Source organism: Rhodococcus sp. UFZ-B548 (genome assembly GCF_903819475.1).
Taxonomy (GTDB): Bacteria; Actinomycetota; Actinomycetes; order Mycobacteriales; family Mycobacteriaceae; genus Rhodococcus_F; species Rhodococcus_F erythropolis.
Map to the genome: position 1 here is coordinate 1 of NZ_CAIJDS010000110.1, position 7,284 is coordinate 7,284.

At 62.4% G+C, this 7,284-nt stretch carries 6 protein-coding genes; all 6 read left to right on the forward strand.

Translation table 11 applies throughout. The features are described from left to right. The first annotated feature begins 170 nt into the window (after nt 1–170). Nucleotides 171–1,193, forward strand: a complete 1,023-nt coding sequence (locus tag H7C86_RS36275) for a tyrosine-type recombinase/integrase (protein ID WP_182263463.1) — start codon at nt 171–173, stop codon at nt 1,191–1,193. Continuing rightward, nucleotides 1,190–1,522, forward strand: a complete 333-nt coding sequence (locus tag H7C86_RS36280) for a helix-turn-helix transcriptional regulator (RefSeq protein WP_083954782.1) — start codon at nt 1,190–1,192, stop codon at nt 1,520–1,522. The genes H7C86_RS36275 and H7C86_RS36280 overlap by 4 nt, the downstream gene beginning before the upstream one ends. After that, nucleotides 1,522–4,068, forward strand: a complete 2,547-nt coding sequence (locus tag H7C86_RS36285) for a hypothetical protein (RefSeq protein ID WP_182263460.1) — start codon at nt 1,522–1,524, stop codon at nt 4,066–4,068. Before H7C86_RS36280 ends, H7C86_RS36285 begins: the two co-directional genes overlap by 1 nt. 908 nt (nt 4,069–4,976) lie before the next feature. Continuing rightward, on the forward strand, nt 4,977–5,906 hold the full coding sequence (locus H7C86_RS36290) for an ABC transporter ATP-binding protein (protein WP_182263461.1): 930 nt from the start codon (nt 4,977–4,979) through the stop codon (nt 5,904–5,906). Continuing rightward, entirely contained in the window at nt 5,903–6,745 is an 843-nt protein-coding gene (locus tag H7C86_RS36295; RefSeq protein WP_182263462.1) for an ABC transporter permease, read from the forward strand. The genes H7C86_RS36290 and H7C86_RS36295 overlap by 4 nt, the downstream gene beginning before the upstream one ends. After that, nucleotides 6,735–6,977 carry a helix-turn-helix transcriptional regulator gene (locus tag H7C86_RS36300; protein ID WP_054781831.1) on the forward strand — a complete coding sequence of 81 codons (243 nt, stop codon included), beginning with the start codon at nt 6,735–6,737 and terminating at the stop codon, nt 6,975–6,977. The genes H7C86_RS36295 and H7C86_RS36300 overlap by 11 nt, the downstream gene beginning before the upstream one ends. The last annotated feature ends 307 nt before the right edge of the window (nt 6,978–7,284 follow it).

Below are 7,284 nucleotides of genomic sequence, written 5' to 3' on the forward strand. Positions count from 1 at the left end.
CCTTGCTGATCAGGCCTTCACGGCTCTATATTGCATCTAACGCAATATACGTGCACCAGAAGGAGACGGCAGCGGTGGCTGACAAGTATCGTGAGTTGCCCGGTTCTGCGCGGCTCGAACTTGTCGAAGGCGTCTCGCTGCTGCATCCCGAAGATGCCGTTCTCGGCGCGATGCTCAGAGGCTGGGAGCAGCAATTGCTCGGGGGACGGCGGATGGCCCAGCGGACGGTCCGCGCTTATCTGGGGACTGTGAACCGTTTTTTGGCCTTCACTGACGAGTATCCATGGTTGTGGACTGCTGCCCATTTCGACGAGTGGATGGCGGAGTTGGTCGGCGCTCGACAGCGTAAGAAGTCGACGCTGCGGAACTATCAAGGCGCGGTGAGAGACTTCTGCACCTATCTGATCTCGCCGCATTACAAGTGGCCGGAAGAGTGCGAAAACCGGTTCGGTACTCATCCTGTACAGATCTGCCACGAGTGGAACACGGTGGGTCGCCTGGTCGACTACGAGGGCGATCCGGACCGTCGCCCGTTGAATCGCACTGAATTGCAACAACTCCTGGACTACGCCGACGAGAGGGTGGGGTTGGCGGTGAGGCGTGGCCGAAAAGGCGCGTTGACCGCTTACCGTGACGCGACGGTGCTGAAAGTGGCGTATGGCTGGGGTCTGCGCGCTCGGGAGGTCTCTCGACTCGACACCACCGACTGCTATCGAAGCCCGTCTGCCCCGGAGTTGGGCAGCTTCGGGCAATTGCATGTTCGATGGGGCAAAGCCAGTCGAGGTTCGCCGCCCAAACGGCGAATGGTGGCGAGCGTAATGCCCTGGGCAGTAGAAGCTTTGCAAGACTACGTGGCCAACATCCGCCCTCGATTCACAGACCGAGCGGATGGACCGCTGTTCATGACCGAACGCGGCACCCGGCTCCAACCGCGGGAGATCGATTCGCGATTCGCCGACTATCGCGATGCCCTGGATCTACCGAGCACGTTGGTCCCGCACTGCCTCCGACACAGTTACGTGACGCACCTGATCGAAGACGGCGCGGATCCGAAGTTCGTGCAAGAACAGGTCGGTCATCGGTTTGCGTCCACCACGGCGATCTACACCGCAGTCAGTGGAGACTTCATGAACACGATGATGCGACGAACATTGGAGCGGGGACTCTCCGCAGACGAGGAGTGGATGGATTGAACAGCAAACTCGACTACCGCTGGCACCTGCGAACGCTCATGGCCACCCGCGGTATGTTCTCCACCAGCGACCTCAAGCCACTACTCGCCGACCGCGGCGTTGCCCTGTCGACCAGTCAGGTCTATCGACTGGTCGTCGAACGGCCCGAACGGTTGAGCCTGAACACACTGGTTGCCTTGATGGACATTCTGGACTGCCGGATGGAAGACCTGATCGAGCCGGTCACCGCCACGGCCAGACGACGTAAAGCCGCCGGCGCCAACGAAACCGGGTCTGTCGGTGACCACCGCCCCAAACGTGCCCGCATCATCGGCACAAAAGAGCCCTGATGGGGAGCCGGACAGTCTCTGGGTACGCCGCAGCGGTGCTGGACGATCCGCTGTCGATCATCCACGCCGCGGTGCAACGTGCCGACCCCACACTCGCGGCTTCGGTGTTGTCAGCAGCACTCGCTGAGGCGGCACCCTCGATCACCGTCAAGCGTCGGCTGGCGCAAGCACTGTTCGAGAATCCGGAGTTGCTGACAGGCCGGGAACCGCTGGGCCCACCCGCCATGGATCGACTGATCAAAGCGCTGCAGGGCCACGGATCAGCGGGCATCGAACTCCCCCTGTGCGGCGTGTGCCATCGCGACGTCGATCTGACGAATCGGCAGGGACCGCTACGGATCTGCGGAAGTTGCTACACCCGAGAACGCAAACGCATCGAATCCTGCACGTCCTGTGAGAAATCAACGCTTACTCGCTACCGAGACTGGGAAGGACGACCACTCTGCGCTTCGTGTGAGCGCCGGATATCGGAAGTCGATCAACTGAATCGGCTCGTCAACCAGATCACGATCATCAACGCAGACGTCGACACAGGCCTCCTCCGCGAGATCGTCGAACGTGAGCTTCCCAAGGCAGGCAATCAGAGACGAATCGCAGACGAACTCGCGGAGCATCCTCTGCGGCTGACGACTGAAGCAGCACACGCCACAGCGGCAACCACTGGACTACTCCGCGCACTCGTCAACGCAGCAATCGGCGGGTTCGTCATGCCGCCCTGCCCGTTCTGCAACCGTGCAGTCGAACTGACCACGGTGCGCGAACGGCTCCGTTCGTGCCGCCGTTGCTACGAGCAGCATCACGCCCAAGTCTGTGCAGGGTGCGGAGCCGCCCGCCCTGCCGCCAGTAGGAACGCCTCGGGCGCACCGATTTGCCGAAGCTGCCACAATCACCAGCCCGAAAACCAGGATACGTGCCCGGGGTGCGGGGAACGCGCACGGTTGTATCGGCTTGCGGGCCAGCAACCGCGCTGTCGCCGCTGTCAGCGATCACCCATAACCATCTGCGCGTTCTGCGGAAAGCTCAAAGAATGCTATTTCGCCGACACCGCAACGCCGCGCTGCGAGCCGTGCTCGAGCAAACTGCTCCGCCGCGAGCCCTGCTCGGTCTGCAACCAGATTCGTATCGTGCGCACCCGCACCGCCGACGGCGCACCCGTCTGCAACAACTGCGGCCTACCGAAAGCGTTGTGCCACAGCTGCCATCGGAAGATGACCGTCCGCGCATGGCTACCCGACGGCCCACGATGCAAGGCGTGCTATCGCAGACACCCCGACTCCTTCAAACCCTGCCAACAGTGCGGAAAACTGGAGCATCTCCATCATTTCGGCCTGTGCAGGGGGTGTGCCTGCATCGCTCAGCTGCGGAACACGCTCGGGGATGACACGAACATCATTCCTAGACTCCAGCCCGTATACGACGCGCTCGCTCGTTCATCGCTTGAGAGCACACTCACCTATCTCGAGGGGGGTGGCTCTCAGCTGTTGGGCCAGCTTCGCGAGACCGGCCGCCCCGTCACTCACCAAATGCTCGACGAGTATCGCAATTTGCCGCATACACGTCCGTTACGGGACGCTTTGGTCTGCGCCGGTGCACTCGCACCGCGCGACGAGATCCTCCACACCCTCGAGGAACAATTTCACCGTTTCCTCGCCGACATCGACGACGAGGAAGATCGAAAGTTGCTGCGCAGCTACGTCACCTGGCGGTTGTTACACAAACTCCGGACGAAAGCACGTCGACCGCTCACCCGACCACAAGCTACCTATGCCCGGCGTCAATTGTCGATCGCGGCGGATCTTCTGAAGTACTTGCGCCGGCACGGCCGACAACCCGAGGAAGCGGACCAGCACGACCTCGACCGCTGGCAAATGTCGAACACTCAGGCGCATCGTGCTCGTGATTTCTTCCAGTGGGCTACCGCACGCCGGCACTTTCGACGCGGTCTGCTCCTCGCACCTCGTCCTCGTCACCACGGCTCCGGCACCATGACCGACGACGAACGCTGGAAGCACGCTCGCCGGCTACTGCACGACACCAGCATCGACCGCTGTGACCGGTTCGCAGGGCTGCTGCTGTTGCTTTTCGCTCAACCATCAAGGCGCATAGTCACACTGCGCACCGATGCCATCACTCAACGCATCGACAACCGCGCCGTCAGTCTTGCGCTTGGAACCGAACCCGTCGTCCTCCCCACGTTGATAGGTCAGTTGGCACTCGACCTGGTCGTCAACAGATACCGCGGACGCGCCGCACTCGCCCAAACAAGCGATCACGATTGGCTGTTCCCGGGTGTACGCGCAGGAAGCCCGATGAGCAGCCAAAACCTCAATATCCGTTTCAACCGTGTAGGTATTTCAGCTCAGCCCGCGCGTACTGCAGCGTTGATGGACCTCGCCGCGCAGATGCCGGCGGCGGTACTCGCCGCACTTCTCGGCATCGAAGTAGCCACCGCCCAGGGCTGGGTCACCGAAGTCGGCCAAAACGGCGCCTACGCCGCCGACATCGCCAGAAGGCATCGACCTTCGAGCGAACAAGCAAATCCCTGACCACGACACTCGACTCTCGACCTTCCTGCGAGATAGAGCCGTTCAACCGAAAACTGCCGTCACCAGTGGACACCAGTGGGGTCACATGCGCGTCCACTCAGTCGAGACAGAACTAATTACCCTCGACGTCTTGCATCACGAGGCGCTGCTCGTAATTTTCGTCAGCGCGCAGTAGTCGCACACGCACCGCACCGAACTCGACCAATCGTGCGCATCGGCCTAGAACGGGCGAGGTGCTCAGGATCTGCGCAATGAAAGGTGATCTGGATCTGTTTGACAGATACCATCGGTTCCCCCTGGAATCTGGGTCGTTCACGCCTGGGCGCCGGATCTCGAAATCGGCACGCTGCCTTGATAATACGCGGGTGGGCTACTTTCACGGTCCTCGTTGACGGCTCCTCCCGGTAGCCCGTGAAATCTACTCGCTGCCCCAACACGACGAAGGCCAGCGGGTCTGCTGCGATGTGTTCTTTCTAGGCGCAACAGCCACGGACGACCCACGAAGGCCGTGGTTGAGCCGATCGGCTCGCATGCTGAGAGCGCGCTGTTCGGTCGCCCGGATAACGCATGAACGGAGTCGGCGACTAACCCCTCGTCGGCCGCTGGGTCGACGTCGAAACCAACCAGCCTGCAGAACTCCTGGCGCTTTCACGCGCTACCAGGGAAGTCAGTTCCCCAGAGGCTCACCGCCCGTCCTCGGTATCTGACATGGGGTCTTTGCCCGGCGGACGGTGCCCTCGACGAGCGGATGAGTTCGCTGCGAAGTTGTCCGTGGGTGAGTGCACGTTTGCCAGGCAGGTTCCTTTTGTCGGCGGTCGAGTGCTGCAACTCTATGCAGCATTTCCACCTCAAACGATAGTACGTATGCTACAAATTATCGAACACTGACGATTGGAAGGCGTGAACTCATGACTTCGAACAACGGGGTAGTTCTCGACGTCGACGGACTGCGAATGCAGTACGACACAACCGACGTTCTGCGCGACGTGACATTCCACGCACGGCGCGGCGAGGTACTTGTCATGCTCGGCCCCAACGGGGCGGGCAAGACCACCACCATCGAAATCCTGGAGGGTTTCCGTCGGCGCTCGGCGGGCCGCGTCACGGTCCTGGGTGCCGACCCCGAACAGGGCGACGAACACTGGCGCGCTCGGATCGGCGTCGTGCTGCAGTCCTGGCGCGATCACGCGAAATGGAGGGTACGTGAGCTGCTAGCCCATCTCGGCGCGTACTACCACCCCTATTCCACCGCGCGGGTCCAACGTCCCTGGGACACCGATGAACTCATCGACCTGGTCGGCCTCACCGAGCAGGCCGACGCCAAGATCTCCACGCTGTCCGGCGGCCAACGGCGCAAACTGGACGCGGCGATCGGCCTCGTCGGTCGGCCCGAGCTGCTGTTCATGGACGAACCGACCGCGGGCTTCGACCCGGCGGCGCGACGCGACTTCCATGATCTGGTGCACCGACTCGCCGACCTCGAGGACACCACCGTGCTACTGACCACGCACGACCTCGACGAGGCCGAGATCCTGGCCGACAGAATCCTGATCCTGGCCGGCGGCCGGATCATCGCCGACGGCTCGCCCGATGAGCTGTCCCGGTCGATCGCAGGCGAAGCCCAGGTGAGCTGGACCGTGGACGGCCACCGTTTCGTCCACACCACCACCGAGTCGACGAAGTACGTGCACGAACTGTTCAAGCAGCACGGTGAGAGCATCGTCGACCTCGAGGTGCGCCGCGCCTCACTGGAAGAGACCTACATGACCCTGGTCAAGCGAGCCGAGTCCGGCGAAGCGACCGAACCCGTCCACACCCTCACGGAGGTCACACGATGAACGTCACCCTCATCCGGACCGGTCTCGCCCGCGGCGCAATCGAACTGCGGCAGCTGTACACCAACGGCCCCGACCTGATCGGTCAGTTCCTCACGCCCGCAATCTCGCTTGTCGTGCTGTTCCTGCTGCGTAACAAGATGTACGGAGACAGCGGGCTCTCCGTCGCAGAGCTGGCCGTGCCCGGTCTGCTCGGGAGCATCATCGCGTTCAACGGCATGTACTCCCTGCTCAACGTGCTGGTGCTGGACCGCGAGGACGGCACGCTGTTGCGGGCCAAGGCGGTGCCCCGGGGCGTGAGCGGCTACTTCGTCGGCAAAATCGTGGCCTCCGCCGGGTCGGTGATCGTGCAGGTGATCGTCGTACTCGGGGTGGGCATCGTGATCATCGGCGGCTCCTCGCTGTCCGGGCCGGGCGCGGTGGCGACCTTCGTGTGGGTGGTGGCCCTGGGCCTGCTGGCCGTGCTGCCCTTCGGCGCGATCCTCGGCAGCGTACTCGACACACGGACGGCCTTTCTGCTGACGATGCCGCTGATGGGATTGATCGCCATCTCGGGCATCTTCTACCCAATCACTGCGTTGCCGGGCTGGTTGCAAGCCGTCGGCCAGACATTCCCGATGTACTGGCTCGGACTCGGCATGCGATCGGCGCTGCTGCCCGAGGACGCAGTCGCCATCGAGATCAACGAGTCCTGGCGCCATGTCGAGACGGCTGCGGTGCTGGGAATCTGGGCCGTCGTGGGCCTGCTCATCGCCCCGGTAGTGTTGCGGCGCATGGCGCGTCACGAATCAGGATCGAACATGGCTGCACGACGAGAAAAGGCGCTGCAGCGTGCCTTCTGAGATCATCCACAACCGGATCGCGATGCTGCGGGCCGAGCGGGGCTTATCGCGGCGGGAGTTGGCCGAGGCACTGGGAGTCCACTATCAGACCGTGGGCTACCTCGAACGCGGCGAATACAGTCCGAGCCTGCATCTAGCGTTGCGGATCGCCGCGTACTTCGAGGTAGCGGTAGAGGTTGTGTTCTCTACCGAGCCCTTTCCACGGCTGGGGTCGGACTCCGAAACCGCATGACTGCCGCCATCCGCCAACCGTTCCAACCGTAAGCGCACCCTCGTATGCCTCGCTGCCGCACGGGAGCACGGCCAGCTCGGATCGAAGCTTGACGCTCGATACTGGACGGGATGGCCCAGAAAGGTCTCAGTCGTCCTTACAGCCGGGGCGGGTTACCTGTACCCATGCCTTCTGACAATTATGACCACAACGGACACATTCGTAGCACCCCTTCGGAGGCGTATGGCGAAGCCATAAGCAAAGTGCCCCAATACCGGCGGAGCAGATGCTCGAATTCGACACGTTTGATTATCACGCATTACCGGTA

What these genes read in the sequence shown, in the direction of transcription:
- H7C86_RS36275 (WP_182263463.1), top strand. Translation starts at nt 171, where the DNA reads ATGCTCAGAGGCTGGGAGCAGCAATTGCTCGGGGGACGGCGGATGGCC.
- H7C86_RS36285 (WP_182263460.1), top strand. Translation starts at nt 1,522, where the DNA reads ATGGGGAGCCGGACAGTCTCTGGGTACGCCGCAGCGGTGCTGGACGAT.
- H7C86_RS36290 (WP_182263461.1), top strand. Translation starts at nt 4,977, where the DNA reads ATGACTTCGAACAACGGGGTAGTTCTCGACGTCGACGGACTGCGAATG.
- H7C86_RS36295 (WP_182263462.1), top strand. Translation starts at nt 5,903, where the DNA reads ATGAACGTCACCCTCATCCGGACCGGTCTCGCCCGCGGCGCAATCGAA.